Below are 24,760 nucleotides of genomic sequence, written 5' to 3'. Positions count from 1 at the left end.
CCAGAGGTAGGCCATGGCTGCCACGCACCCCGTCACCGATACGCATGACGACCACGCCCACAAACAGGGCTTCGTCGAACGCTGGCTGCTGTCCACCAACCACAAGGACATCGGCACGTTGTACCTGCTTTTCAGCTTCATGATGTTCATCATCGGCGGCGCCTTCTCGGTGGTGATCCGCAGCGAGCTGGCGCAGCCTGGGCTGCAGTTCGTCGATCCGGAGTTTTTCAACCAGATGACGTCCCTGCACGCGCTGGTGATGATCTTCGGCGGCGTGATGCCGGCCTTCGTCGGCCTGGCCAACTGGATGATCCCGCTGCAGATCGGCGCGCCGGACATGGCGCTGCCGCGCATGAACAACTGGTCGTTCTGGATCCTGCCGTTCGCCTTCGCCATGCTGCTGATGACCCTGTTCCTGCCGGGCGGCGCGATGGGCGGCGGCTGGACCATGTACCCGCCGCTGTCGCTGCAGGGCGGTTCCAACGTGGCCTTCCAGATCTTCGCCATCCACATGATGGGCGTCAGCTCGATCATGGGCGCGATCAATGTCATCGCCACCGTGCTCAACATGCGCGCGCCAGGCATGGACCTGCTGAAGATGCCGATCTTCACCTGGACCTGGCTGATCACCGCGTTCCTGCTGATCGCGGTGATGCCGGTGCTGGCCGGTGCGGTCACGATGCTGCTGACCGACAAGTTCTTCGCCACCTCCTTCTTCAACGCCGCCGGCGGCGGTGACCCGGTGATGTACCAGCACATCTTCTGGTTCTTCGGGCACCCGGAGGTCTACATCATGATCCTGCCGGCGTTCGGCATCGTCTCCGAGGTCATCCCAACCTTCAGCCGCAAGCCGCTGTTTGGCTACCAGGCCATGGTGTACGCGACCGCGGCGATCGCGTTCCTGTCCTTCATCGTCTGGGCGCACCACATGTTCACCGCCGGCATGCCGCTGGGCGGCGAGCTGTTCTTCATGTACGCCACGATGCTGATCTCCATCCCCACCGGGGTGAAGATCTTCAACTGGGTGACCACGATGTGGCGCGGTTCGATCACCTTCGAGACGCCGATGCTGTTCGCCGTCTCCTTCGTGATCCTGTTCTCCATCGGCGGTTTCTCCGGCCTGATGCTGGCCATCGTGCCGGCGGACTTCCAGTACCACGACACCTACTTCGTGGTCGCCCACTTCCACTACGTGCTGGTGACCGGCTCGGTGCTGGCGCTGATCGCGGCGGTGTACTACTGGTGGCCCAAGTGGACCGGCCGCATGTACAACGAGACCTGGGGCAAGATCCATTTCTGGTGGACGATGGTGTTCGTCAACCTGCTGTTCTTCCCGCAGCACTTCCTAGGCCTGGCCGGAATGCCGCGCCGCATTCCCGACTACAACGTGGTGTTTGCCGACTGGAACCTGGTCAGCTCGATCGGTGCGTTCGGGATGTTCGTCACGCCGTTCATGATGTTCGCCATCCTGCTGCACTCCAAGAAGTTCGGCGCCAAGGCCAGCATGCGTGTCTGGGAAGGCGCCCGTGGCCTGGAGTGGACCGTGCCCAGCCCGGCGCCGCACCACACCTTCACCTTGCCCCCGGTGATCCGCGATGGTGACCTGGCGCACGGCGACGTGACCCACTGAGTTTTTGGCAATGACCGACCAACGCCCCAAATTGCCCGCTGACCAGGTCGCAGGCCGCCGCAAGGCGGCGGTGCGCACGGCGCTGTGGATGGGGCTGGTGGCGGTGGTGATCTATGTCGGGTTCATCCTCACCGGGGTAATCGGTCGATGAGCGGCCCGACGCCCGAGCCGGCGCCGCGGCGCGCGACGACCGGCCTGACCAAGATGCTGGTGGCGGCGGCGATCGCGTTCGCCTTCAGCTTCAGCCTCGTGCCGCTGTACCGCATTGCCTGCCAGAAGGTGTTCGGCATCCGCATCGACAATACGGCCAGCGAATCGCGCAAGCCCGGCGTGGTGGACGAGGACCGGATCATCACCGTCCAGTTCGACGGCGGGGTGAACTCCAAGCTGCCGTGGGCGTTCAAGCCCGGCGAGATGAGCATGAAGGTGCGCCCCGGCCAGCAGTACGAGACGACGTATTTCGCCCACAACAAGAGCGACCGCACGATCGTGGGCAGCGCAGTGCCGTCGGTCGCGCCGGCGCGGGCCTCGGGCTTCTTCAGCAAGACCGAGTGCTTCTGCTTCACAGCCCAGACGATGGCGGCCGGCGAGTCACGCGACATGCCGGTGCGCTTCATCGTCGACCCCAATTTGCCCAAGGACATCAAGACGCTCACCTTGTCCTACACGTTCTTCAAGAATGACTCGCTCACCGCCGAGCAGGCGCTGGCGGACCATCCGGCACCGGTGCCGGTGTCCGCGCCCTGAACGCTCCATCGCACCCCTTGCATAACGGAACCGCCGCCATGGCCCAAGCCCAAGCCCAGTCACCAGAAGCCTATTTCGTCCCGCACCACAGCCGTTGGCCGATCCTGGGTTCGGTCGCACTGTTCGTGATGATGACCGGTGCCGGGGCATGGCTGAACCAGACGAGCTGGGGCCGCTGGACGTTCATCGTCGGCGTGGTGCTGATGATCGCGGTGTTCTTTGGCTGGTTCGGCGACGTCATTCGCGAGTCCGTCAGCGGCAAGTACAACCGCCAGGTGGACGTGTCGTTCCGGATGGGGATGATCTGGTTCATCTTCTCGGAGGTGATGTTCTTCGGCGCTTTTTTTGGCGCACTGTTCTACGCCCGGCAGTTGTCACTGCAATGGCTGGGCGGCGCGGGCGACGGCATGATGACCAACGCGCTGCTGTGGGACGGGTTCAGCGCGGCCTGGCCGAGCAACGGTCCCGGCGCGGTGGGTGGTGCCTACCAGACGGTGCCGGCCTGGGGCCTGCCGCTGGTGAATACCCTGATCCTGCTCACCTCCGGCGTGACGCTGACCGCCGCCCACCACGCGTTGAAGGCCGGTCGCCGGACGGCGCTGCTGGTTGGCCTGGGGCTGACGGTGCTGCTGGGCTGCCTGTTCCTGTTCTTCCAGGCCGAGGAGTACATGCACGCGTACTCGGAGCTGAACCTGACCATGGGTTCGGGCATCTATGGCTCGACGTTCTACCTGCTGACCGGTTTCCACGGCGCGCACGTCACCCTGGGAACGATCATGCTTGCGGTGATCTGGTTCCGCTGCCTGAAGGGCCACTTCACCAAGGACGACCACTTCGGCTTCGAGGCCGTGGCGTGGTACTGGCACTTCGTGGACGTGGTCTGGCTGATGCTCTTCATCTTCGTGTACGTGCTGTAGGCGGTACATCGGCGACGCCTACCCCTACCGCGACGCCTACCTGGGCCAGACGCTGCCGGCCTGCAGGCAGCGCTGCTGTTGCAGGTGCCGGTGCTGTCGACGGTGGTGCTGTCGACCGTGCCGACGTCGACCGTGATGGTCCTGCACCCTCGACAACTGCAGGATTGGAACCGCGGCTGTCGGCCGCAGGCAATGCGGCTACCGCTCCTGGGCTCGATGGCGACCGGTCCGCACGCTCAGCCGTTGACGCCGTGGAACTGTATCCAGCCCATCTTCGCGGCGATGATCACGACCAGGATCATGGCGATGGACAGGGCGACACGGCGGGTCAGCGCATTGACGGTTCGCTTGCTGCCGCCCTTGTCGACCAGCATGTAGTACAGGCCGGCGCCCAGGTTCCAGAGAATCAGGATCAGGAAGCCTACGATCACCAGGGTCTTCATCAATATGCTCCAGCGCCGATGCGCCCAGTTCGGCCTTCGGCCTGCGGGTCGACATTATCGCAGCGTGGCGTGGATATGACATGAGTCGCAGGTCGCAGCTTGTCCTGGGCTGGTTGCTGACGTTGGCGGTCATCGCCGGCTTCGCGCGGCTGGGCGTATGGCAATCGCAGCGGGCGGTGGAAAAGCAGGCGATGCTGGACGACGCGGCGCAGGTCCTTGCCTCACGCCAGCCGGTGGGGCTCGACGCGGCCGCCGATCCCGGCTCGCAGGACCGCTACCAGTGGGCGCGGGGCAGCGGTGAGTTCGCGCCCGGCCCCCAGTGGCTGCTGGACAACCAGCAGCGCGATGGGCGCGTCGGGGTGCAGGCGTACCGGATCTTTGTCCCCGGCCAGGGCCAGCCTTTGCTGGTGGACCTGGGCTGGCTGCCGTTGCCCGGTGACCGGGCGATGCCGTCGGTGGAGCGCCCGGAAGGGCACATCGAGGTCCAGGGCCTGTTGGCACCGCCTCCGTCGGGCGGCATTGCGCTGGGCGCCGGCATGGCCCAGCAGGCCGAAGGCTGGTTGATGTTGCGCCTGGATATCCCGGCCATCAGTGCCCCCGCGGGTACACCGCTGGCGCCGCGGGTGCTGCGCCTGGACCCGGCCTCGCCGCTGGGCTACGAGCGTGACCTCGCCCTGCTGCCCAATACGCTGCCACCGGCCAAGCACCGCGGCTATGCGCTGCAGTGGTTCGGCCTGGCGCTCGCGGTACTGGTGACCGCGTTGATCCTGACTTTCCGCAAACCACGGCGCCGCAAGCGCCCGCCGACCATGGACAAGTACTGATGAGCACTTCGCAGCCCGAGACGCCGCCGACGGTGGATATCCGCGCGCGCAACCGCAACCGGACGATGCTGGTAGCGATCGGTGTCCTGTTCTTCGGCAGCATGCTGATTGCCGGTGCGTTGCGGTTTTCCGGATGGCAGCCCGAGGGCCGCAAGAACCACGGCGAACTGCTGCAGCCGCCCACCGACCTGCGCGAGCTGGTACCGCAAACGGCCGAGGGCGGCGCGTACGCCTGGAATCCCGGCGAGCGCACCTGGCGGATCATGCTCGCCCCGCCGGACGCCTGCGGCAGCGAGTGCGAGCGGCTCGCCCATGACCTGGATACCGTCTGGCGCCTGTTCGGCAAGGATGCGGACCGCGTCCACGTGTTGTGGGTCTGTGACAGCAATGACTGTATGCCGCCGCCGGATGCCCAAGTGCCGCGGACCCTGAAGGTGATACAAGGCGCCGGACAATGGCGCGAACGCATCCCCGGCCTCGCCGACCCCGCCGGCGTGCCGGTGTATGTGATCGACCCGCATGGCTTCGTGGTGTTGCGCTATGCACCCGGATTCGACGCCGGCGGGCTGCGCGCCGACCTCGCCAAATTGTTGAAGTTGATGTGATCGGGTTACTGTCCGCGTCACGCTCGATGCCGTTCCACCGCAAGAGACCTGCATGACTGCCCCCATCTCCGAGCTTTCGCCCGGTCCCCGACCCGGCGATAAACCCGTCCGCCCCACCACGGTCCGGCCCACGCGCAATTTCCACCGCCTGGCGTGGCTGGCGGTGCTGCTGGCCGTCGGGGTGATCGTGTTTGGCGCGTTCGTCCGCCTGTCCGATGCCGGCCTGAGCTGTCCCGACTGGCCGACGTGCTATGGCCGTGCGGCCTGGCCCACCACCGTGGACCAGGGAGACGGCCACGCGGCCATTGCGATCCGTCCGGTCGAGGTGCACAAGGCCTGGCGCGAACAGTTCCACCGCATGATCGCCGGCGCACTGGGCGTCCTCACCCTGGCCCTCGCACTGCTGGCCGCCCGCCGACGCCATTACGGGGTGGCGCAGGTCATCGCCGCCTCGCTGATGGTCGCCGTGGCGATCCCGCTGTACATGCGCGGCATGCACGCGGGCGCCGCCGTACTTGCATTGGCGGGCGAGGCGGTGCTGATGTTTGCGGCGCTGCGCTGGAGCAATCTGGACCTGGCGCGGGTTGCCGTTTTCACGCTCGGGGTGATCGTTTTCCAGGCGTTGCTGGGAATGTGGACGGTCACCTGGCTGCTGAAGCCGCTGGTGGTGATGGGCCATCTGCTGGGCGGGCTGCTGACGTTCTCGCTGCTGTTGTGGATGGCGTGGCGCGCCACCGACCTGCCGATCCGGCTTGCCGATGCGCTGAAACTGCGCCGCTGGATCCTGGCCGGGCTGGTCCTGCTCGCCATGCAGATCGCGCTGGGGGGCTGGACCAGTGCCAATTACGCGGCGCTCGCGTGTGGGACTGATTTCCCGACCTGCGTGGGCCGCTGGTGGCCGCCGACCGACTTCCGTGAAGGCTTCGTACTGTGGCGCGGCATCGGGGTGGACTACGAGGGCGGGGTACTGGACGGCGCCAGCCGCATCGCGATCCAGATGGCACATCGCCTGATGGCGGTGGTGCTGTTTATCTACCTGCTCTGGCTGGCGGTGCGCCTTTCGCGTACGCCGGGGATCCGCGGGTGGGCGACGGCGCTGGGCGTGGCGATCATCGCCCAGGCCAGCCTGGGGATCGCCAACGTGAAACTGGCCCTGCCGCTGTGGACGGCGGTGCTGCACAACGCCGGCGCGGTACTGCTGCTGTTTGTCCTGGTGTCCCTGCTCGCGCGTCTGCGCGCTCCGGACGCATGATGGAGCGCACGTTCGCCAAGGTGTGCCGGGAGTACTGGTCGCTGACCAAGCCGCGGGTGGTCGCGTTGATCATCTTTACCGCGGCGATCGGCATGTTCCTCGCCGTGCCGGGCTTGCCGCCGCTGAAGGAGTCGGTTCTGGGCTTCCTCGGCATCTGGCTGGCGGCAGCGTCGGCGGCCACCATCAACCAGTTGCTGGATGCACGCATCGATGCGGAAATGACCCGCACCTCGTGGCGGCCGATCGTGGTCGGGCAGGTCACTCCCCGGCAGGCACTGCTGTTCGCGTTGGCGCTGGCGGGGCTCTCGATGCTGATCCTGCTGGTTTGGGTGAACGTCCTTACCGCGGTGCTGACATTCGCCTCGATGATCGGCTACGCGGTGATCTACACCGTGTATCTCAAGCACGCCACGTCGCAGAACATCGTCATCGGCGGGCTCGCCGGCGCGGCTCCGCCGTTGCTCGGGTGGTCGGCCGTGACCGGCATGCAGAATCCGTGGGACTGGGCGCACGCGCTGTTGCTGGTGCTGATCATCTTCGTGTGGACGCCACCGCATTTCTGGGCGCTGGCAATTTTCCGCCGCGCCGATTACGCCAAGGCGCTGGTGCCGATGCTGCCGGTGACCCATGGCGTGGAATACACCCGCTGGCAGATCCTGTTCTACACCGTGTTGCTGGTGCTGGTGACGATGCTGCCGCGGATCATCGGCATGAGCGGCGATCTGTACCTGGGCGGCGCGGCGGTGCTGGGCGCGGCGTTCCTGTACTACGCGTGGCGCCTGATGGATCCGCCCGACGAGAGGTACGCGATGAAGGTGTTCGGGTTCTCCATCGTCTACCTGATGGCCCTGTTCGCCTTCCTGCTGCTGGACCACTGGCTGCTGCCGTTCCTGCAGCCGGGCTCGCCGCTGGAGTTCGTCCCGGTTGGCTGAGGGCGACGTGGGCCGGCGGGCAGGGTGCGGCCGGGTCTCGTGGCCGCGGAGCTGACGACGCTAGTCGAAACGCGTGCTCAACAAAGCGCGCAGCTCGGCCTTCTCCTCATCGCCGAGGTTGGCTAACCGGCTCTGCAACTCGGTCAGGCGCTGGTGCCGGCTCTGGCGGTCGAGCTGGGCGATGGTATCGAGCAGGATCGTCCGCGGCGCGGCGTCGTCGCCGGGCACCGTCGTCGCCGCCAGCTTCTGCAAAGCGGCGTGCTCGTCGCGGCCTTCGAAGTGGGCGACCAGCGCGCCGGTGGTGATGTCGGGCCGTTCGAAGATCACCCCCAGCACGTCCAGCAACAGGTCCACGCCGGGCTGCTGCAGGCTGGCAAACGGGAAGGGCGGCTCGAGTTCCATCGCCAGCGCTGGCTGGTGCAGCAACAGCATGATCGCCGTGCGCACCAGGCTGCGGCGCGGTGCCGCCACGCCATGGCTGTTGCGGCTGCGCAGTGCGGCCGGTCGCGGAGGAGATACCGGCTCGCGCGCGCCCACACCGGTCAACGCGGTCAGGCGCTGCTGCATCAGGTCGGCGAAGGCGCCGTCGGGGATCTGCGCCAGCAGCGGTTTGGCGCGCTCGGCCAGACGACCCTTGCCCTCCAGCGTGGTCAGGTTGGCGTCGACCGACAGCGAATCAAAGAGGAACTGCGACAGCGGCGTGGCCCCGGCCAGGCGCGTGTCGAAGCCGGCGGCGCCTTCGGCGCGCACGATGCTGTCGGGGTCCTCGCCATCGGGCAGGAACAGGAAGAACGCCTGGCGGCCGTCCTTCATCCGCGGCAGGATCGATTCGACCGCTTTCCACGCCGCGGCGCGGCCGGCGCGGTCGCCGTCGAAACAGAAGTAGACGTCCGGTGCGTTGCGGAACAGCAGTTCGGCGTGATCGGGCGTGGTCGCGGTGCCCAGGGTCGCCACTGCCGTGTCCACGCCGTGCTGGAACAGCGCAACGACATCCATGTAGCCCTCGACCACGATCAGCCGCGGGATCTTGTTGTGCGCCTGGCGCACCTGCCAAAGGCCGTACAGCTCGCGGCCCTTGTGGAACAGCTCGGTCTCCGGTGAGTTGAGGTACTTCGGGTTGTCCTGGGCATCCAGTACCCGGCCGCCGAAGGCGATCGCCCGGCCGCGGCGGTCATGGATCGGAAAGATCACCCGGTCGCGGAACTTGTCGTAGCTGCGTCCGCTGTCGTTGCTGGAGAACAGGCCGCCGCGTTCCAGCAGCGCGAGCCGGCGCTGGTCGGTGCCCAGCGCGTCGCGCAGTGCGGTGAAGCTGTCGGGCGCATAGCCGATCCCGAAGCGCTCGCGGATACTGGCATGGACCCCGCGTCCGTCCAGGTAGGCCTGGGCCCTGGGGCTCTGGGCCAGCTGGCGCTGGAAGAACGCCGCCGCCGCGCCCATCGCGTCGAACAGGGCCTGCCCGTCGGGGTTGGCGTTGCGCTGCAGGGTGTCGCGCGGGACCTCCATGCCGGCGTGGCGGGCCAGTTCATCGACCGCATCGAGGAACTCGAGCCGGTCGTAGTTCATCAGGAAGCTGATCGCGGTGCCGCTGGCCTGGCAGCCGAAGCAGTAATAGAACTGCTTGGCCGGCGAGACGGTGAAACTGGGCGTGCGCTCGTCGTGGAACGGGCAACAGGCGGCGTATTCCTTGCCCTGGCGCTTCAACGGTACCCGCGCGCCAATTACCTCGACAAGGTCGGAGCGGGCCAGCAGGTCGTCAATGAAGGCGTCGGGGATACGGGCCATACAGGGGTGTCCGGCGTGTCCGTCGGACATCCGTCTCGCCAGGGAAGGGGACGTTAGGATGCCACCGACGCACCGCCGGTGCGCGGTACGCTGCGCTCAGGCGACCGGATCCCGCGAGCGCTCATCTTGGTTGCCAGCAGACGCCGGCTCCGAAGCCGCGGCAGCGTGCTCGTCGGCGAGGCGGCGCTTCACCGTGGCGTGTTCATCCAGCATCGCGGTGATCAGCGCGCCGACCAGGAACACCACCGCGCAGTAGTACAGCCAGACCAGCATCACCACCAGGCCGCCGGCCGGGCCGTAGGCGTTGCCCAGCGTGGACTGGCCCAGGTACAGGCCGATCGCCCAGCGCCCGACCATAAACAGCGCCGAGGTCATCGCGCCGCCCAGGAGCGCCCGCCGCCGGCTGACCGGGCGGTCCGGCAGCAGGCGGTAGATCAGCGAGAACACGACCGTGTAGAGCAGGAACGACACCAGTTCCGCCAGCACCGGCATCAGGTCGGGCAACCAGCGCAGCATGATCGCCAGCGCCGCCTGCGCGGCCATCGAGACCACCAGCAGGAAGCCCACGCCCAGGGCCATGCCGAAGGACAGCAGACGCTTGCGCAGCCACGCCAGCACGCCGCTGAGATGGGTCGAGTCGCTACGGAAGACCCGGTTCAGTGCCACCTGCAGCTGGCCGAACACCATCGATGCACCCACCAGCAGGGCGATGGTGCCAAGGATTGCCGCGAGCGAACCGGTTCCCGGCTGCTGCTCGGCGTTGGCCACGATCAGGCGTGCCGTCTGTTCCACCTGCGGGCCGGCCAGCAGGCCGATCTGGTGGAAGAACTCGCCCTGGGCGACGGGGTACAAGGAGGTCGTCAGCCACAGCAGCATCACCACCAGGGGCGCCAGCGAGAGCAGGGTGAAGAAGGACAGGGCCGCCGCCAGAGCGAGGATGTCGTAGGCGATGAACCGTTTGACAAACTTTGCCGGCCAGCTCTGCTGCAGTCGTTCGGTCAGTTCCTGGATACGCATGTGACGGTCCGTCATGGCAGCGGCGATCGGTCGTGGCGACGCGCGCTTACGCGCTCAGGCGCTGCTTCACCAGCTTCGACACCAGACCCATGTCGGCCTGGCCGGCGAGTTTCGGCTTCAGCACGCCCATCAGCTTGCCGATGTCGGCAGGCCCGGTCGCGCCGGTTTCGCTGACCGCCGCGTCGATGGCGGCGCTGATGGCGGCTTCGTCGAGCTTGGCCGGCAGGTAACGCTCGATCACCACGATCTCCTCGCGCTCGATCACGGCCAGGTCCTCGCGCGCGGCCGCTTCGAACTGGCTGACCGAGTCGCGCCGCTGCTTGACCATCTTGTCCAGGATCGCCAGCACCTCGACGTCGTCCAGTTCGATGCGCTCGTCGACTTCCTTTTGCTTGATCGCCGCCAGCATCAGGCGGATCACGCCCAGATCGTGCTTGGCACCGCTCTTCATCGCGGTCTTCATGTCGTCGGTAAGCTGTTGCTTCAGGGTCATGGCAGGTTCTCGGCAGGAAGTCGGCGAACACAAAAAGCCGGCGGCGCATCGTGGCGCGGCCGGCTTGCTGCTTGATGCCCGGACCGCGACGTTGCCGGCGAGGTCAGGGTAACTGGGTCGAACGGAATCTGATCAACAGCGCCTGTGCAGCGCCGGATCCAGCCCATTCGACCAGGCGATCAGTACAGGCGCTGACGCTTGGTCACATCGCGTGCGACGCGACGGGACTGGCGCTTGACGGCGGCTGCGGCCTTGCGCTTGCGCTCCTGGGTCGGCTTTTCGTAGTACTCGCGCTTGCGGGTCTCGGCGAGGACGCCGGCCTTTTCGCAGGTGCGCTTGAAGCGACGCAGGGCAAACTCGAATGGCTCGTTTTCGCGGACTTTAACGGCGGGCATGCGGTATCTCGGTTCGGGTGAACTGCCCGGCAAGTCCGGGCGAGCCGCATATGATAGCTACGCACGCATCGCCTGTGCAAGTCACCACGCACATCACGACGCACAATCCCGACAGATACGTGGCGTTGGGGCGGCTGGAGTACCCTGCTGGCATCCCCGATTGCGGTCAGGCCGCATACCGCCAATGAAAGTCCTGGGCATCGAAACCAGTTGCGATGAAACCGGCGTGGCCGTCTACGACACCCGCGAGGGCCTTCTGGCGCATGCGCTTTACAGCCAGATTGCGCTGCATGCGGAGTATGGCGGCGTGGTGCCCGAACTGGCCAGTCGCGACCACGTGCGCAAGTTGCTGCCGCTGATCCGCCAGACCCTGGATGAGGCGGGCATGGCCGTTGCCGACATCGACGGGGTGGCCTACACCGCCGGTCCCGGGCTGGTGGGCGCGTTGCTGGTCGGCGCCGGCGTGGCGCGTTCGCTGGCATGGGCGCTGGACAAACCGGCGATCGCGGTCCACCACATGGAAGGCCACCTGCTGGCACCGCTGCTGGAGGATGACCCGTTGGGCCGCCCGGAGCCGCCGTTCGTGGCCTTGCTGGTATCGGGCGGGCATACCCAGCTGATCGCGGTGGATGCCATCGGCAGCTACCGACTGCTGGGCGAGACGCTGGACGATGCCGCCGGCGAGGCCTTCGACAAGACCGCCAAGCTGATGGGGCTGCCGTACCCCGGCGGGCCGCAACTCGCCGCGCTCGCGGGCCAGGGGGTCGCCGGGGCCTACCGTTTCCCGCGGCCGATGACCAACCGCCCGGGACTGGATTTCAGCTTCAGCGGGCTCAAGACGCAGGTCATGCTCGCCTGGCGCGACAGTGACCAGTCGGACCAGGCCCGGGCCGACATCGCCCGGGCGTTCGAGGAGGCGGTGGTGGACACGCTGGCGATCAAGTGCGAGCGCGCCCTGGAAGCGGCCGGCTGCGAGACGCTGGTGGTCGCCGGCGGGGTCGGTGCAAACCTGCGGCTGCGGGAGAAGCTGCAGGCCATGGCGGAGCGGCGCGGCGGTCGGGTGAGCTTCCCGCGGCCCGCATTCTGCACCGACAACGGCGCGATGATCGCCTTCGCCGGCGCGCTTCGCCTGCAGGCCGGCCAACACGGCGATGCCGCCGTCCAGGTCTGGCCGCGCTGGGACATGGCGACCCTTCCGGCGCTCTGAGTGGTGTTCATCCAGGCAGCGTCGCCTGCCCCGCGCGCAGACCCCACGATTCCTGGCGACGCCCTCTTATTCACCTTTCACTCGCGCGCTTCAGTCGCGCCCTTCACGACACACAGGTAACCGGAAATGGACAAGGTATTCATCGAAGGACTGGAAGTGGAGGCCTTGATCGGCATCTATGACTGGGAGCGCCGGATCCGCCAGCCGCTGGTGTTCGACGTCGAGATGGCCTTCGACAACCGGATTCCCGCCGCGACCGATGCGATTGCGGACACCCTTAATTACAAGGCGGTCAGCAAGCGGATCATTGCCTACGTGGGCGAGTCCGAATTCGGCCTGGTGGAGACGTTGGCCGAGCGCGTTGCGGCCCTGATCCTGGAAGAGTTCGGCGTCGCCCATGTGCGCCTGAAACTGGGCAAGCCCGGCGCGGTACGTGGCGCGCGCTCGGTGGGCGTGATGATCGAACGCTCGGCCGCTATGCTGGCGCGATGACTCCGCTCACCGACTTGTCGTTCCTGGAGCCTCTCGAGGCATACCCCTACACGTTCACCGTTTTGCAGCTGGCCGGCCTGGCGATGGCTGCGTGGCTGGCCAACTGGCTGACCCGGATGATCCTGGTCCGGGTCGTCACCCGGGTGGTGAAAGCGACGCCCATGCGCTGGGACGACGCGCTGATGTCGCCCAAGGTACTCGCGCGGCTGGCCAACATCGTCCCGGCGCTGATCATCGCCAGCGGCATCGCCGCCATCACCGACTTGCCGGCCGGGGTCGAGACGGTGGTGCGCAATGTCGCCCTGGCATTCGTCGCGCTGACCATCGCACTGGCCATCAGCCACGTGCTCGATGCGGTCAACCAGCTGTATGTGACCGGCAGCAGCCGCGCCAACGAACGGCCGATCAAGGGCTACCTGCAGGTGGTCAAGCTGGTGGTGTATGTATTCGCGGTGGTGGTCATCATCGCCACCCTGATCGACCGCTCGCCGCTGCTGTTGCTGTCGGGCTTCGGCGCGATGAGCGCGGTGGTGCTGCTGGTGTTCAAGGACACCATCCTGTCGCTGGTCGCGAGCATCCAGCTGGCCAACAACGACATGCTGCGGGTGGGCGACTGGATCGAGATGCCCGCCCTGCAGGCCGATGGCGACGTGATCGACATGGCCCTGAACACGGTCAAGGTGCAGAACTGGGACAAGACCGTCACCACGATTCCCACCTACCGGCTGATCAGCGACAGCTTCAAGAACTGGCGCGGCATGCAGGAGTCCGGTGGGCGCCGGATCAAGCGGTCGCTGCTGATCGACCAGTCCTCGGTGCGCTTCCTGGAGCCGGAAGAGCGTTCCCGCCTGCGCCGGATCGCCCTGATCGACGAGTACCTGGACGACAAGCGCCACGAGCTGGAGGCCTACAACGAGAACCTGCTGGCCAAGGGCAAGGACCCTGTCAACACCCGCCGGGTGACCAACATCGGCACCTTCCGCGCGTATGTCTATCACTACCTGCGCGCGCATCCGGGCATCCACCAGGACATGACCCTGCTGGTGCGACAGCTGGAGCCGGGTGCAACCGGCCTGCCGCTGGAGCTCTATTGCTTCACCAACAGCGTGGCCTGGGCGGTGTACGAGAACACCCAGTCGGACATCTTCGACCACCTGATCGCGATGCTGCCCGAGTTCGGCCTGCGCCTGTACCAGGCGCCCAGCGGCGCGGACGTATCAGCGCTGGTGACTGGCCGGCAGTCGCAGACGCTGGATGCGATCGATCCGGGCAGCGGCACGAAGCTCGACAAGCCCGATGGGGGTGACCAATCCGCCACGGATCAGGGCGGTGGCGCGCCGCGAGCAGAGCGCCCGTCCGCCGGCACATCGGACGACCTGGAATCATGACCGGAGCGCCGGCGTGAGGCGCGCCTACCTCAGCCTGGGCAGCAACCTGGAACCGGTGCTGCACTTGCGCCGCGCGGTTCAGGAACTGCAAGAGCGTTTTGGTGACATGGTCCTCTCGCCGGTGTACCGCACCCGCGCTGTGGGGTTCGAGGGCAGTGATTTCCTCAACGCCGCGGCGGTGATCGAAACCCAGCTTGACCCGGTGGCCCTGCACGACTGGCTGCACGCGCTGGAGGACACGCACCAGCGCGATCGCAGCGGGCCGCGGTTCGGCGATCGCACCCTGGACATCGACATCGTCCTGTTCGATGACTGCGTGCTGTCGGGTCCCGGCAACCTGCGCATCCCGCGGCCAGACCTGCAACACGCCTTCGTGCTGCGTCCGCTGGCGGACATCGCCCCCGATGTTGTGGTGCCTGGCGACGGCCGCACCCTCGCACAGTTGTGGGACATCCATCCCGAGCGCGACATGGCACTGCCCACCGTGTCACTCGACGACGCCGTCGGGATTTGATCGCGCTCAAGATCGCCGCGCCGCAATAGGGCACGATGGACGCATCGACACCGCCACAAGGAGGCGCGCGATGCATCCGATCCTGGTTGAACTGTTGACCAAGCCCGTGGGCTGGCTGTCCCTGGGCGGCTCCATCTTCCTGCTGGTGATGGTGCCGCTGGGCATCCACCTGTTCCTGCGCCGGCAGATCCGCAACGACGAAGGCGGGGAAGAAGCGAAGGAGTACGAACTGCGTCGCCGCGCCGAGGCATCTGCGGGCGAGTAGCCTGCCTCAGCCGGCGAGCATCCGGCCGCCGTCCACGTGCACGACCTGGCCGGTGCAATAGCTCGCATCCTGCAGCAACCATCGCACTGCCTCGGCCACCTCGGCCGGGGTGCCCGTGCGCTGCAGGGGCGTGCGTGCCAGTTTTTCCGCCTGGTCCGCCGTGGCGGGCGGGATTTGGGATCCGTGCGCGGCGGCCGCGGGGTCCTCGGCGGTGGCGTAGTGCGGCCACAGGATTGCGCCGGGGGCAACGGCATTGACCCGCACCTGCGGTCCGAGCTCGACGGCCAGCGAGCGGGTCGCCATGAGCAGCGCGGCCTTGGCCATGCAGTAGATCGTGTGGCCAGCCAGCGGGCGTTCGGCGTAGATATCGATCATGTTGACGATCGCGCCGCCGTGGACCGCCAGATGCGGTGCGGCGGCCTGGGCGAGGAAAAACGGCGCGCGCGCGTTGCTGGCAAACAGCGTGTCCCACTGCTGCGGCGTCGCCTTGCCGATCGGCGTCGGGGTGAAGCCTGAGGCGTTGTTGACCAGACCGTCCAGCCGCCCGAAGCGGCCGACGGTGCGGGCGATCATTTCCGGCAGCCGGTCGAAATCGGCCAGGTCGGCTTGCACGATCAGGGTGCTGCCGGGACGCGCCGCCTCCAATTCGGCCGCCAGCGCCTGCATCTCGGTGCGAGAGCTGCGGTAGTGCAGCGCCAGGTCGTATCCGGCGGCGTGCAGGGTGCGGGCGATCTGCGCGCCAATGCGTTTGGCGCTGCCGGTGACCAGGGCGACGGGGCGGGACATGGCGGATTCCTTAAGGCACAAGTCGTTATCCTGCTCGACTGCCCACCGCAATGCCAATGCGAGCGACCCCAGTGAGCCACGCCTCTCCCAACCCGTTCGACCTCCCGCCACCGGCCGCCGAAGCGCTCGCCCACAGCGCGCAGCTGCAGGCCGTCATCGAGCAGCAGATTGCCGACAACGGCGGGGCGATCCCGTTTTCCCGCTTCATGGAGCTGGCCCTGTACGCCCCCGCGCTGGGTTATTACAGCGCCGGGGCGAGCAAGTTCGGCGCCGAGGGCGACTTCATCACCGCCCCGGAGCTGGGGCCGATCTTCGCCGCCTGCGTGACCGAATCACTTGCACCGGTCATCCAGCAATGCGGGCCGGAGGCGCGCATCCTCGAGTTGGGCGGCGGTACCGGCGCATTCGCCGAGGTCGCCCTGAAGCGATTGCTGGAGCTGGACGCGCTTCCCGACCGCTACGCCATCCTGGAGCCCAGCGCGCAGCTGCGCGAGCGCCAGCGCGAACGGCTGCGTGAGACGCTGATCGGGCCCGTCTTCGACCTGGTGGAGTGGCTGGACGCCCCCTTCGATGATGACTGGGACGGCGTGGTGTTTGCCAACGAGGTGATCGATGCCTTGCCGACGCCGCGCTTTGTGCTGCAGGACGGGCAGGTGCACGAGGAGCACGTGGTGGCGACCGCGCAGGGGTTCGCCCGCGAACTGCGCCTGGCCGACGCGTTCCTCGCCAGCGCCGTGCATCATGTCGGCCTGCGCCTGCAGGAGCCGTTGCCCGACGGCTACCGCTCGGAGGTGTTGCCGCAACTGCCGTACTGGATCCAGGCGGTCGCCGGCGGACTGCGCCGGGGGGCGATGCTGTTCGTCGACTACGGCTATCCGCGCGGCGAGTACTACCAGCTCGAACGCAGCGACGGCACCCTGCGCGCCTACTACCGTCACCGCATGCACGCCGATCCGCTGCTCTGGCCGGGGCTGCAGGACATCACCGCGTCGGTGGATTTCACCGCGCTGGCCGAAGCGGGGGATGCGGCCGGTTTCGATTTTGCCGGTTACTGCAGCCAGGCCAGCTTCCTGCTGGGCAACGGCATGGCAGGCGTGCTGGAGCGCATCGAGTCGATCAAGGACGATGCGCTGCGCCAGCAGCGGATCAACGAGGTCAAGCGGCTGACCCTGCCCAGCGAGATGGGCGAGCGGTTCCAGGTCATGGGCTTCGAGAAGGACGTTGAATTCGGTGCCGCCTTCCTCGCCGGCGACCTGAGTTTCCGTCTGTGACCGCGACGCCGCAGCGTCTGCCGTTGATGCGGCCGTTCCGGCGGCCGTGGCTGTGGCTCTCGCTGTGGCTGCTGCTGTTCGTGCTGGTGGCGGTCGGTTCGCTGATGTCCCCCGATGACCTGCCGCCGGTGGATATTTCCGGCTTCGACAAGGTGCAGCACTTTCTCGGCTATGGCGTGCTTGCAGCGGGCGCGGTTTTGTTGTTCGCGCGGATGCGCACCCAGGCGCTTATGGCGCTGGTCATCATCGCGTTCGGCATCGGCCTGGAATTCGCCCAGGCCAGCATGACCACGGACCGGATGGGCGACGTGGCCGATGCGCTGGCCAATTCGCTGGGCGTGCTGGCCGGCCTGCTGCTGTCGGCGACACCGGTTGCGCGGTGGTTGCAGCGGCTGGACGCGCGTCTCCCGTAAGCCGGCTACGCGAACGCGGGACGGCAGGAAGCTAGGTGCGCTTGCCGGTCGCGGCGGCCACCGCGGCGATCCGGGCCTCGCGCATCGCTTTGCCGATCGCCGGACCGCTAAGGCCTTCCCGAAGGGCGTCGGTGCGCACCGCCCGTGCCGCGGCGTGGGCTGCGCGCAGGCTGTCGCCCTGGGGGTAGGGGTCGTCGGCATGGCCGGTGCGGCCGCGCTTGTCGGCCTCGCAGACGGTCGCGAGCTGGTCGATCCGGCCCGGTTTGCGGAAGCCGTCGCAGCGCTCGATCAGGGTCACCACGGTGCTGGCGCGAAGCTCGTCGAAACGGTGCACGTTGAGGTGCTCGCGGCAGGCGATGACGGCCAGCTGGTGGTGCTCGGTGGGGACTTTCAGGCGCTCGCACAGCGCCCGCAGCGGCGCAATGCCGGCCTGCTCGTGGCCGATATGGCGCGGCAGCACATGCGCGGGCGTCAGCGCTTTGCCCAGGTCGTGGGTGAGGGCGGCAAACCCGATCAGCTCGTCACCGGGCGCCAGCCGGGCCGCCATGTCGCACACCAGCTCGACGTGCACGCCGGTATCGATCTCGGGGTGGAACTCGGCCCGTTGCGGGACGCCATACAGCGCCTCGACTTCCGGCAGCACGACCGCCAGTGCGCCGGCCTCGTGCAGGGTGCGCAGGAACGCGGAAGGGCGCTGGCTGGCAAGGGCGCGGCGCAGTTCCTGCCACACGCGCTCGGGCACCAGTTCGGCCAGCTCGCCGGAGGCGGTGATCTCCAGCATCAGGGCCATCGTCTCGGGAGCGACGGTGAATCCCAACGGGGCGAAACGGGCCATGAAGCGCGCCGCGCGCAGCACCCGCAGCGGGTCTTCCACGAATGCCGGACCGACGTGGCGCAACACCCGCGCCTGGATGTCGGCGGCGCCGCCGTGCGGATCGACCAGTCCACCGTGGGCATCCTGGGCGATGGCGTTGATGGTGAAATCGCGCCGGCCCAGGTCCTCCTCCAGCGACACCGATGGATCGGCGTCGACCACAAAGCCGCGGTAGCCACGCCCGGATTTGCGTTCGGTGCGCGCCAGTGCGTGCTCCTCGCCGGTGTCGGGATGCAGGAACACCGGGAAGTCGCGGCCGACCGGTTTGAAGCCGGCCGATTCCATCGACGCCTGAGTCTCACCGACCACCACCCAGTCGCGGTCGCCAGGCTGCAGCCCGAGCAGGCGGTCGCGCACCGCGCCGCCGACCAGGTAGATATTCACCGGCTCACCACTTGCGCACGCCGTGCCGACCCCCGGCTCATGACCGTCCCGCCGCAGGCGCGGGGCACGCGAACGGCTTGCGCGCTGCGTTGGTGCGACCGTGCATGCGATCGTTCAGGCGCAGGGCATCGCCGTCCAGGCGCCAGTCGTAGATCACGCTGAAGGCGAGCACGCGGGCAACGTATTCGCGGGTTTCCTTGTAGCTGATGGTCTCGATCCAGAAGTCCGCGTCCATGTTCGGACGCTGGGTCTGCCAGCGCGTCAGCGGTGCGGGGCCGGCGTTGTAGCCGGCGATGGCGAAGTAGGGCTTGCCGCCGTACTGATCCAGCATCTGGCGCAGGTAGGCGGTGCCCAGGACGATGTTGGTGTCCGGGTCGTACAGGCTGGAAGCGCCGCCCCAGCCGCGGCCGATGCGTCGCGCGACCGCTTCGCCGGTGGTCGGCAGGACCTGCATCAGGCCCATCGCATTCGCCCCCGAGCGCGCCTTCGGATTGAAGATGCTCTCGGCACGGATCTCCGCTGCGACCCAGGCAGGATCGATATTGTTGCGCGCCGCTTCGCGACGGATCGTCGTGTCGTGGTGCAGCGGAAAGCGCATGTCGTAAAGCTGCAGCTCCCCGGGCGCCTTGCCCAGCCAGAACACGGCGCGGTCGAACCAGCCGTTGGCCTGCCCGATCTGCACCGCGACCTGGCGCTGGGTGTCGTTGAAACCTGCCACCGCGTCGGCCCATTCCTTCGCCGCCCAGCCGCTGCGGCCGAGCAGGTGCAGGCCGATCGCGCGCTGCAGCGCCGGGTTGGCCGCCACCGCGGCGCGTGTGGCTGGATCGGCCTGGACGGTGGCCGGACACAGCGCGTAAGGCTGGTCGATGCGGTCGGCGGCGAGGAACCCGTGGAATTCGGGGAAGCGCGCGGCCTCGCGGTACTTCGCTTGCGCGGTGGCCTTGTCGCCGCCCAGCTCGGCCAGGCGGGCCTCGAAATAGGTGTAGCGCGAGTCGTTTCGCTGCTCAGCGCCCATCTTGCGGATTGCGGCCAGCGCCGCGGGCCAGTCCGGGCGCGACAGCGCCTCGCGCACGCGCCACTCATGCAGGCGCGGGTCGTAACTGGCCGCGGGCACCGCGTTCAGGCGGCGCGCCGAATCGGGCAGGTAGGACGCCACCGTCCACAGGGCGATCTGGTACAGCACGCGGCCGCGATCGGCCTCGCTGAAATTCAGCGCGCTGGCGTACTGCGGCAGCAGTGACTCGGCCCGATCCGGGTCGGCTTTGCCCAGCTTGGCCAGCCCCTGCGAGGCGACGCGGCGGCTGCGGTCGGTCTTGGGCCATTGCAGGGCGCGTGCATGGGGAGTGTCGATGAACGCCGCGTAGTCCTCCGCCAGGCCACGCTCGGCGGCCGGCAGGCCGCGGGCAATCGCGCGCATGACCCCGCCGTCCCATTCCTCGGCGGCCAGCTCCAGTCGTTGCCAGCGCAGCGACGGGGGCAGCTCGCCGCGGCTCTCCAGGGTGGCAAACACGGGGTCGCAGGCATCGGGCAGGGACTTGCCGGTGCTGGTCCAGACTGCCTGCGCCTGCTGCGTCCAGTCGGTGTCCACCCGGCCCAGCGCGTGGCGCGCATCCAGCCACGCGCAGCGCAGGGCCGTGCTCTTGATGTCCTCGCTCCACGCCGAAAGCACGGCGGATGGATCGTCGCGACGGTCGCTGGCAGCCAGCCACGCCTGGCGGAACACCCCGGCGACGGCGGTGCCCTGGTGCTGCTTGAGGAATGCCTCGGCGCGCGACTGCGGCAGCGTATTGATGTCGCGCGCGATCGCCGCGTACTCCACCCACGGGAACAGGGGGTGGCCGGACAGGTCGGCGTACTGGGCGGCATTGAACTGACCGCGCTCAGCCTCCGCAATCGCATTGGCGATGCGTTCGCGTTGCAGATCAACCTGGACCGCGCCAGGTGGCGTGGCGACAGAGCGGGCCGAACCTGCCAGCCCACCCCCGGGCCGGCCGGCGGTGGCGCTCGATTGGGTGAACGCGGCGGATGGAATCGCGAGCGCGGCGAGAAGCACGGGCAGGAGCAGGGCGTTGGATCGCATCCGCCGACTATATCCGAGCGTCAATGAACTCCACGGGCCGCACATGCCCATCCGGCTCTTGCCACCGGAGGCGAACCGACCGGGTCCACGGCCCGGCTGTGTTCCACTATCGGCACTTGATGACGGGAATTGCGATGAGCGCGTGGTGGCTGTTGTTCCCCCTGTTGGGCGTGGTGGTGGGTGTGCTTGCAGGTCTGTTGGGCGTCGGCGGTGGACTGGTGCTGGTGGCGGCGCTGGTGTGGCTGTTGCCGCTGATGGGCGTCCCGCCGGAAGCGGCGATGCACGCCGCCCTGGCCAGTTCGCTGGCCAGCATCATCCTTACCGCGGCGGCGTCCGCCCGCGCCCACGCGCGTCGCGGCAGTGTGTTGTGGCCGACGGTGGCGTGGATGGTGCCGGGGCTGTTGGTGGGTGGCTGGCTGGGCAGCGGGGCGGCGGTCCAGATCGGTGACGACGTGCTGCGCTGGATCGTCGCCGGCTACTGCCTGCTGGCGGCGGCGCAACTGCAGTTCGGCCGTCCGCGACAGGGAGGCGCGACCGGGCAGCCGGCGCCGCGAGGTTGGCCCATCCTCGCCGCCGGCGGCGGCATCGGCGCGCTGTCGGCAGTGGTCGGGATCGGCGGCGGCAGCATGACGGTGCCGCTGCTGGTGTGGCGCGGCGTTGCGCCGGTGCGCGCGGTCGGTACCTCGTCGGCGTGCGGCGTGGCGATCGGATTCGCCAGCGCGGTGGGTTATGCGATGCACGCGCCGGCCGGGGCCTTGCCCGCGCATGCCATGGGCTATGTCTATCTGCCGGCGGCGATCGGCGTGGCCATCGCCTCGATCTTTGCCGCGCCGCTGGGCACGCGGCTGGCACATCGCCTGCATGGCGACGCGCTGAAGCGGATATTCGCCGTTTTCCTGGTGGTGGTGGCCGTGAGCCTGCTGGTGACCGGCGCAATTTGAGCTTGGACACCTCTCGGTCATCTATACAGGTTCGGGCGGAAAGCTGTGCGGCTTGTGGCCGGCCCCGGGATTGTTTACAACAGTGCCTCGTCGCAGACAGGGGTGTGGCGCTTCGAAACATTCTTAGGGAGAGAGAAGTCGATGAACGCACCTTGTCGCCACCCGCTGGTGGCCGCTGTCGCGCTGTGCCTGTTGGGCGCGTCGCTGCCCGCCGCCGCGCAGCAACCGCAAACCGCCAACGGCCAGCAGGACGGCCGCAGCGCGACCACCCTGGACAGTGTCCAGGTCACCGGTACCCGCATCCGCAAGGCGGAGATTGAAAGCCAGACGCCGGTGCAGACCCTTACCCGAGAGGACATCGACCGCACCGGCCTGACCTCGGTGGGCGACATTCTGCAGTCGCTGACCGGCTCGGGTTCGGCGCTCAACACCAAGTTCAATTCCTCGGGCAACTTCGGTTTCTCGCCCAATGGCGACGGCGTGGGTGCCGGCTCAGCCCAGGTCGACCTGCGCAACCTGGGCGCCAAGCGGGTGCTGGTGCTGGTCGACGGCGTGCGCTGGGTCAACGAGTCCTCCGCGTCGGGGGTCGGCGCAACAACCGACCTGAACACGATCCCGCTGGCGCTGGTGGAGCGCATCGATGTGCTCGAGGACGGCGCCTCCTCGCTGTATGGCTCCGACGCGATCGCCGGCGTGGTCAACATCATCACCCGGCGTGATTTCGACGGTGGGCAGGTGACCCTGAACTACGGCCAGTACGGCAAGGGCGACGGCACCCAGAAGGGGCTGGACCTGGCCTGGGGCATGAACACCGAGCGCAGCAATTTCTTCATCGGCGCCAGCCGCGTGGAGCAGGACCCGATCTACGCCAGCACCCGCGAGCAGTCGCGCTTTCCCACCCCGGGCACCGGGCTGACCTTTGGCAGCTCGGGTACGCCGCGCGGGCGATTCATCCTGATCGACCCCAACACCGGCGCCGAGCTCGACCTCACGCCCAACCAGGGCGACAACGACCCGTTCTACGACCCGGCGCAGATCGGCTGCGACCGCACCGACGGGTTCCACTGCTTTGCGACCGCCGACCGGTTCAACTTCGCCGAATACAACATGCTGCTGACGCCGTCCACGCGCACCGGCGTGTTCGGCCAGTACCGTTTCTACTTCAACGACAGGGTGCAGGCCTACGCGAAGGTGCTGGCGAACCGGCGCGAGTCGGTCAACCAGGCTGCGCCGGAGCCGCTGTTCCTGGGCGCCGATGCGGGTACCGGCAACGCGTATGCCGACGGCATGTTCGTGTCGGCGGCCAATCCGTACAACCCGTTCGGCTTCGACCTGGTCTCGGTGGATGATCCCAACACGCCGCAGAACGACATCAACCTGGTCATGATCGGCCGGCGCCCGGTCGAGGGCGGACCGCGCGTCTACGAGCAGAACGTCGAGACGCGTTACTTCGCTGCCGGGCTGGAGGGCCGGTTGGACGCCGGCGACCGCTCGTGGTTCTGGGACGCCAACGTCTCCACCGCCAAGAACGAGGCGCGCCAGACCAACTACGGCAGTTACGACATCCGCAACATCGCCATCGCTCTGGGTGACCCGGCGGTCTGCGCGGCGACCGCAGGCTGCGTGCCGCTGAACGTGTTTGGCGGGCCGGGCACGCTGACCCCGGACATGCTGGCCTGGATCCAGCCGGTGGTGCGTGATCGCAGTGAGCAGACGCTGGACGTGTTCAGCGCCAATATCTCTGGCGATCTGGCGGAGCTGTGGGCGGGTCCGCTTTCCTTCGCCGCTGGCGCCGAACACCGCCGCTACGAGGGGTCCTACCAGCCCGACGCGCTGACGGTCGCGGGTTTCTACAACGGAGTGCCATCGCTGCCGACGTCGGGGGACTACAACGTCAGCGAGGCGTATGTCGAACTCAACGTGCCGCTGCTCAAGCCCGATACCTTCGGCAAGAGCCTGGAGCTGAGCCTGGCCGGACGCTACTCGGACTACTCGACCTTTGGCAGCCAGTTCACGCCCAAGTACGGACTGCGCTGGCAGGTCGCCGACGAGCTGCTGCTGCGCGCGACCTATGCCGAGGGGTTCCGGGCGCCATCCATCGGCGAGCTGTTCGGCTCGGCCAGCCGCGCCGACCTGCAGATCAGCGATCCGTGCCTGATCGGCCTGGATGGCAGCGCGCCGCAAGGCAATCCTGCCAACTGCGCCGCGCTGGGCGTGCCCACCGGCGCGGTGCAGGCCAACAGCCAGATCTCGGTCACCACCGGCGGCAACCGCGACCTGGAGCCGGAAACCGCGCGCAGCTTTACCACCGGGCTGGTGTTCAGCCCAGGATTCGCCAGCGGCGCCTCCTGGTCGGACCGGCTCGACCTGGAACTGACCTACTATCGCCACAGCCTGGAGGGCGCGGTGCAGGCCATCGACGCGCAGACCCAGCTGGACCTGTGCGTGCAGACCCTGGACCCGCTGTACTGCGATGGCATCACCCGCTCCTCGATCGGCGGCATCAACAGTTTCAGCAACCGGCTCACCAATCTTGGCTCAATCAAGACCGACGGATGGGATGCCAACCTCTTCTGGTCGTTGCCGGAGACGGCGGCCGGGCGGTTCAAGCTGTCCTGGCAGAACACGCTGGTCACCCGTTACCAGGCAGTCGGTGCCGCCGGGCAGGTGCAGCCGCGGGCCGTGGGGATCGAGGTCAATGACAGCGCGATCCCTGACTGGACTTCGACGGCCCGGCTGGATTGGCGCCGCGACCAATGGAACGCCTCATGGAGCGTGCGCCACATCAGTGAGCTGAAGGAGGAATGCGGGGATGCGGTCGCCTTTGCGGTGTGCAGCAATCCGACCGCCGGCACCAACACCCTGCCCGCCACCACCTACAACGACCTGCAGGTTGGCTACCGCTTCGACTGGCAGCAGGGCCTGCAGCTGACCGCAGGCGTCAACAACCTCGCCGACAAGGATCCGCCGATCTGCCTGTCGTGCTCGCTCAACGGCTATGACGCGTCGACCTACGACATCCCGGGCGGCCGTTATTTCTATCTGCGTGCCGACCTGAGATTCTGACCCCGTGCAATGCGACCGCGGCCGGGACAACCGGTCGCTGTC

25 protein-coding genes are annotated in these 24,760 nt (G+C 67.7%); 17 read left to right on the top strand and 8 right to left on the bottom strand.

The features are described 5' to 3' along the window. The first annotated feature begins 13 nt into the window (after positions 1 to 13). From ctaD to INQ43_RS11370, 4 genes are read left to right on the top strand one after another with little or no spacing between them, the layout of a single operon-like run. The gene (gene ctaD, locus INQ43_RS11385; protein WP_194034382.1) at positions 14 to 1,630 is read left to right on the top strand and encodes a cytochrome c oxidase subunit I; all 1,617 of its coding nucleotides are present in this window, start codon (positions 14 to 16) and stop codon (positions 1,628 to 1,630) included. A gap of 10 nt (positions 1,631 to 1,640) precedes the next feature. Next, the gene (locus INQ43_RS11380) at positions 1,641 to 1,781 is read left to right on the top strand and encodes a hypothetical protein (RefSeq protein ID WP_194034381.1); all 141 of its coding nucleotides are present in this window, start codon (positions 1,641 to 1,643) and stop codon (positions 1,779 to 1,781) included. Next, the gene (locus INQ43_RS11375) at positions 1,778 to 2,377 is read left to right on the top strand and encodes a cytochrome c oxidase assembly protein (RefSeq protein ID WP_194036528.1); all 600 of its coding nucleotides are present in this window, start codon (positions 1,778 to 1,780) and stop codon (positions 2,375 to 2,377) included. The genes INQ43_RS11380 and INQ43_RS11375 overlap by 4 nt, the downstream gene beginning before the upstream one ends. Positions 2,378 to 2,415: 38 nt before the next feature. Continuing rightward, positions 2,416 to 3,294 carry a cytochrome c oxidase subunit 3 gene (locus tag INQ43_RS11370; protein WP_194036527.1) on the top strand — a complete coding sequence of 293 codons (879 nt, stop codon included), beginning with the start codon at positions 2,416 to 2,418 and terminating at the stop codon, positions 3,292 to 3,294. A 236-nt stretch (positions 3,295 to 3,530) separates the two neighbouring features. Here INQ43_RS11370 and INQ43_RS11365 read toward each other — a convergent pair whose 3' ends face one another. Beyond that, the gene (locus INQ43_RS11365; protein ID WP_043959192.1) at positions 3,531 to 3,737 is read right to left on the bottom strand and encodes a twin transmembrane helix small protein; all 207 of its coding nucleotides are present in this window, start codon (positions 3,735 to 3,737) and stop codon (positions 3,531 to 3,533) included. A gap of 80 nt (positions 3,738 to 3,817) precedes the next feature. On the opposite strand from INQ43_RS11365, the gene INQ43_RS11360 reads away from it, so the two are divergent. The 4 genes from INQ43_RS11360 to cyoE are packed head-to-tail and all read left to right on the top strand — an operon-like array spanning position 3,818 to position 7,350. Continuing rightward, positions 3,818 to 4,561: an SURF1 family protein gene (locus INQ43_RS11360; protein ID WP_194036526.1), complete on the top strand. Its 744-nt coding sequence runs from the start codon at positions 3,818 to 3,820 to the stop codon at positions 4,559 to 4,561. After that, on the top strand, positions 4,561 to 5,166 hold the full coding sequence (locus INQ43_RS11355) for a hypothetical protein (RefSeq protein ID WP_194036525.1): 606 nt from the start codon (positions 4,561 to 4,563) through the stop codon (positions 5,164 to 5,166). The genes INQ43_RS11360 and INQ43_RS11355 overlap by 1 nt, the downstream gene beginning before the upstream one ends. Positions 5,167 to 5,218: 52 nt before the next feature. Beyond that, a complete protein-coding gene (locus INQ43_RS11350) occupies positions 5,219 to 6,418 on the top strand; it encodes a COX15/CtaA family protein (protein WP_194036524.1) in 1,200 nt (399 codons plus the stop codon). Beyond that, positions 6,418 to 7,350: a heme o synthase gene (gene cyoE / locus INQ43_RS11345; RefSeq protein WP_194036523.1), complete on the top strand. Its 933-nt coding sequence runs from the start codon at positions 6,418 to 6,420 to the stop codon at positions 7,348 to 7,350. The genes INQ43_RS11350 and cyoE overlap by 1 nt, the downstream gene beginning before the upstream one ends. Positions 7,351 to 7,410: 60 nt before the next feature. Here the strand turns inward: cyoE and dnaG are convergent, their stop codons facing one another. From dnaG to rpsU, 4 genes are all read right to left on the bottom strand, one after another. Beyond that, positions 7,411 to 9,132 carry a DNA primase gene (gene dnaG / locus INQ43_RS11340; protein ID WP_194036522.1) on the bottom strand — a complete coding sequence of 574 codons (1,722 nt, stop codon included), beginning with the start codon at positions 9,130 to 9,132 and terminating at the stop codon, positions 7,411 to 7,413. Between the two features lie 96 nt (positions 9,133 to 9,228). Continuing rightward, complete coding sequence (locus INQ43_RS11335; RefSeq protein WP_194036521.1) at positions 9,229 to 10,149, bottom strand: YihY/virulence factor BrkB family protein; 921 nt, start codon at positions 10,147 to 10,149, stop codon at positions 9,229 to 9,231. Positions 10,150 to 10,195: 46 nt separating this feature from the next. Further along, a complete protein-coding gene (locus INQ43_RS11330; protein WP_194036520.1) occupies positions 10,196 to 10,642 on the bottom strand; it encodes a GatB/YqeY domain-containing protein in 447 nt (148 codons plus the stop codon). 179 nt (positions 10,643 to 10,821) lie between these two features. After that, positions 10,822 to 11,037 (bottom strand): 30S ribosomal protein S21, encoded by a 216-nt coding sequence (gene rpsU, locus INQ43_RS11325; RefSeq protein WP_043959185.1) that lies wholly within the window; start codon positions 11,035 to 11,037, stop codon positions 10,822 to 10,824. Positions 11,038 to 11,221: 184 nt separating this feature from the next. On the opposite strand from rpsU, the gene tsaD reads away from it, so the two are divergent. The 5 genes from tsaD (at position 11,222) to INQ43_RS11300 (ending at position 14,903) form a co-directional block, all read left to right on the top strand. Continuing rightward, on the top strand, positions 11,222 to 12,244 hold the full coding sequence (gene tsaD, locus INQ43_RS11320) for a tRNA (adenosine(37)-N6)-threonylcarbamoyltransferase complex transferase subunit TsaD (protein WP_194036519.1): 1,023 nt from the start codon (positions 11,222 to 11,224) through the stop codon (positions 12,242 to 12,244). Between the two features lie 126 nt (positions 12,245 to 12,370). Further along, on the top strand, positions 12,371 to 12,736 hold the full coding sequence (gene folB / locus INQ43_RS11315) for a dihydroneopterin aldolase (protein ID WP_194036518.1): 366 nt from the start codon (positions 12,371 to 12,373) through the stop codon (positions 12,734 to 12,736). Further along, entirely contained in the window at positions 12,733 to 14,124 is a 1,392-nt protein-coding gene (locus INQ43_RS11310) for a mechanosensitive ion channel domain-containing protein (protein ID WP_194036517.1), read from the top strand. The genes folB and INQ43_RS11310 overlap by 4 nt, the downstream gene beginning before the upstream one ends. Positions 14,125 to 14,137: 13 nt before the next feature. Beyond that, positions 14,138 to 14,638, top strand: a complete 501-nt coding sequence (folK, locus tag INQ43_RS11305; protein WP_228062511.1) for a 2-amino-4-hydroxy-6-hydroxymethyldihydropteridine diphosphokinase — start codon at positions 14,138 to 14,140, stop codon at positions 14,636 to 14,638. A gap of 70 nt (positions 14,639 to 14,708) precedes the next feature. Further along, positions 14,709 to 14,903, top strand: a complete 195-nt coding sequence (locus INQ43_RS11300) for a hypothetical protein (protein WP_194034368.1) — start codon at positions 14,709 to 14,711, stop codon at positions 14,901 to 14,903. Positions 14,904 to 14,909: 6 nt separating this feature from the next. Here INQ43_RS11300 and INQ43_RS11295 read toward each other — a convergent pair whose 3' ends face one another. Then, a complete protein-coding gene (locus INQ43_RS11295) occupies positions 14,910 to 15,689 on the bottom strand; it encodes a pteridine reductase (RefSeq protein ID WP_194036515.1) in 780 nt (259 codons plus the stop codon). Positions 15,690 to 15,745: 56 nt separating this feature from the next. Between INQ43_RS11295 and INQ43_RS11290 the strand changes: the two genes are divergently transcribed. Together INQ43_RS11290 and INQ43_RS11285 are read left to right on the top strand one after the other, a co-directional pair. Then, positions 15,746 to 16,960 carry an SAM-dependent methyltransferase gene (locus tag INQ43_RS11290; RefSeq protein ID WP_228062510.1) on the top strand — a complete coding sequence of 405 codons (1,215 nt, stop codon included), beginning with the start codon at positions 15,746 to 15,748 and terminating at the stop codon, positions 16,958 to 16,960. Next, on the top strand, positions 16,957 to 17,373 hold the full coding sequence (locus INQ43_RS11285; protein ID WP_228062509.1) for a VanZ family protein: 417 nt from the start codon (positions 16,957 to 16,959) through the stop codon (positions 17,371 to 17,373). The genes INQ43_RS11290 and INQ43_RS11285 overlap by 4 nt, the downstream gene beginning before the upstream one ends. Before the next feature lie 31 nt (positions 17,374 to 17,404). Here the strand turns inward: INQ43_RS11285 and INQ43_RS11280 are convergent, their stop codons facing one another. Both INQ43_RS11280 and INQ43_RS11275 read right to left on the bottom strand, forming a co-directional pair. Beyond that, positions 17,405 to 18,631, bottom strand: coding sequence for a multifunctional CCA addition/repair protein (locus tag INQ43_RS11280; RefSeq protein ID WP_194036513.1), 1,227 nt, complete (start codon positions 18,629 to 18,631; stop codon positions 17,405 to 17,407). Positions 18,632 to 18,668: 37 nt separating this feature from the next. Further along, complete coding sequence (locus tag INQ43_RS11275; RefSeq protein ID WP_194036512.1) at positions 18,669 to 20,711, bottom strand: transglycosylase SLT domain-containing protein; 2,043 nt, start codon at positions 20,709 to 20,711, stop codon at positions 18,669 to 18,671. A gap of 134 nt (positions 20,712 to 20,845) precedes the next feature. On the opposite strand from INQ43_RS11275, the gene INQ43_RS11270 reads away from it, so the two are divergent. Next, entirely contained in the window at positions 20,846 to 21,652 is an 807-nt protein-coding gene (locus INQ43_RS11270; protein WP_194037678.1) for a sulfite exporter TauE/SafE family protein, read from the top strand. 141 nt (positions 21,653 to 21,793) lie between these two features. After that, the gene (locus INQ43_RS11265) at positions 21,794 to 24,718 is read left to right on the top strand and encodes a TonB-dependent receptor (RefSeq protein ID WP_194036511.1); all 2,925 of its coding nucleotides are present in this window, start codon (positions 21,794 to 21,796) and stop codon (positions 24,716 to 24,718) included. Positions 24,719 to 24,760: the final 42 nt, after the last annotated feature.

The organism is Lysobacter sp. H23M47 (genome assembly GCF_015209765.1).
Classification (GTDB): domain Bacteria; phylum Pseudomonadota; class Gammaproteobacteria; order Xanthomonadales; family Xanthomonadaceae; genus Novilysobacter; species Novilysobacter avium.
Note: the sequence above shows the minus strand (reverse complement) of the source record. Positions and strands in the feature narration are given on the sequence as shown.